The sequence below is a fragment of the Thermoanaerobacter sp. A7A genome, assembly GCF_000445185.1.
In the GTDB taxonomy this organism is placed as follows: domain Bacteria; phylum Bacillota; class Thermoanaerobacteria; order Thermoanaerobacterales; family Thermoanaerobacteraceae; genus Thermoanaerobacter.
In genome coordinates this window covers 1-1,729 of record NZ_AVAF01000104.1, presented here as the reverse complement: position 1 = coordinate 1,729, position 1,729 = coordinate 1, and the positions used below count along the sequence as shown (strand labels likewise).

Here is a 1,729-nt window from a genome sequence, read left to right as displayed (position 1 = left end):
TTATACAGTTAGGTCCATCTAAATAGTATCGGTAAAATACTAAAATATTCGTTTTAAAAAATCATATTTTTTTTTAAAAACCTATTGACAAGTTTAAAAATCTTGTGTATAATAAGAAATGTCAAAGGAAATCATACATAAAAAGGAGGAAATAAAAATGTCAAACCTAAAAATGAAAAAAATTGTTAACTTCACACAACATCACCCTACACCAGAGCAGGGTAAGGCTGGTGTATACAACCCAGCCGAATGGGAAAAGATTAAGGAGCTCTTAACGTTTGATGAGCTCCCAAGCCGTGAAGAGGTCTTCGCCAGGGCTAGACAGTTAACAGAAATAGCCCTGGCTGAACATGAAAGGACCGGGGCTGTGGAGGTTATGATAGGAGGGGCGCCCTTCTTCATGCCGGCGCTATACCATGCCCTGTTGTCTAAGGGGCTTATCCCGGTCTTTGCTTTTAGTCGTCGGGTGAGTGTCGAAAAGAAAAACCCCGATGGCACAGTAACAAAAACCCAAGTGTTCAAGCACGAGGGTTTTGTGAGGTTTTAGTGTGAGGTTTTAGGCGGGAGGTAACCCCCCGCCTTTATTTTTCCCTTAATCGTAAAGTAAACAAAGATACTACACTTAAAGTGGAAAATATACTTTGGTATAATTTCATAACGTTTGTCTTGTACAAGCATGGTTTTTTACCTCCTATATTTCGCCTCCTCTAACTTTTTTAAGATTCTCTTATGCAACTCTATCTCTTCATTCAATTCCTGTTTTATTTCATCTGTTTTTGCATTTATTTCTTTTAATATTTCTATTTCAAGCGAAACCAAGCTTTCCAATGTGAGTTTTTCTTTTCGTGTAAGCTTAATCGTGAATAGCCTCTCTTGCTCTTCATACCCACCCCAGCTTATGTTCATGCTTTCACCTCCTTTCAATAAATTTTTCTCATACTGCTAATTCTTTCTTTTAATTTTTGAATTATTTCATCTCTTATGTCACGAATTATGAAAGGTTTTAATTGTATCGTCACGAAACAGAAGAAAAGTTTAAAGGTATGCGCTTAGAAGTCAGATATGACCCGCAGTGGCTTAAGGATAATACACCTATAAAAATTCTTTTAGTCTTCTACTCCTGTTAGGAGTCTTAGTTTTTTCAAAGCCTTTGTCTCAATTTGTCTTACACGTTCTCTTGTAACATTAAACTCTTTTCCTACTTCCTCTAAAGTTCTTGCTCGACCGTCATCTAGGCCAAACCTAAGTCTTAGTACTTTCTCTTCCTTTGGCGTTAGGGTATCAAGAACATCCATCAACTGTTCTTTTAGCATTGTAAAAGCAGCAGCTTCTGCTGGAGCTGGTGCATCTTCGTCAGGTATAAAATCTCCTAAGTGGCTGTCTTCCTCTTCCCCAATAGGAGTTTCTAAAGATACGGGTTCTTGCGCTATTTTCATTATCTCTCTTACTTTTTCTTCTGGCATCCCCATCTCTTTTGCCAACTCTTCAGGAGTGGGCTCACGACCTAATTCCTGCAGCAATTGCCCTTGGACTCTTATCAATTTATTGATAGTTCCTACCATGTGTACAGGGATTCTTATGGTTCTTGCTTGATCTGCAATAGCTCTTATAATAGCCTGTCTTATCCACCATGTAGCGTAAGTACTAAATTTATAGCCTTTTCTATAGTCAAATTTTTCAACTGCTTCGAGTAACCCCAAATTTCCTTCTTGTATCAAATCTAAGAAAG

The 1,729-nt window shown here is 37.9% G+C and carries 2 protein-coding genes and 1 pseudogene; 1 reads left to right on the top strand and 2 read right to left on the bottom strand.

Translation table 11 applies throughout. The annotated features are described in order from the left end of the window. Positions 1-157: 157 nt before the first annotated feature. Positions 158-547, top strand: a complete 390-nt coding sequence (locus M663_RS0106915) for a hypothetical protein (RefSeq protein WP_273702657.1) — start codon at positions 158-160, stop codon at positions 545-547. Between the two features lie 137 nt (positions 548-684). On the opposite strand, the gene M663_RS0106905 is transcribed toward M663_RS0106915, so the two are convergent. Further along, entirely contained in the window at positions 685-906 is a 222-nt protein-coding gene (locus M663_RS0106905) for a hypothetical protein (protein WP_029688399.1), read from the bottom strand. Positions 907-1,092: 186 nt separating this feature from the next. Beyond that, positions 1,093-1,729: pseudogene (locus M663_RS14615) on the bottom strand (sigma-70 family RNA polymerase sigma factor); the annotation flags it as partial.

What these genes read in the sequence shown, in the direction of transcription:
- M663_RS0106915 (WP_273702657.1), top strand. Translation starts at nt 158, where the DNA reads ATGTCAAACCTAAAAATGAAAAAAATTGTTAACTTCACACAACATCAC.
- M663_RS0106905 (WP_029688399.1), bottom strand. Translation starts at nt 906, where the DNA reads ATGAACATAAGCTGGGGTGGGTATGAAGAGCAAGAGAGGCTATTCACG.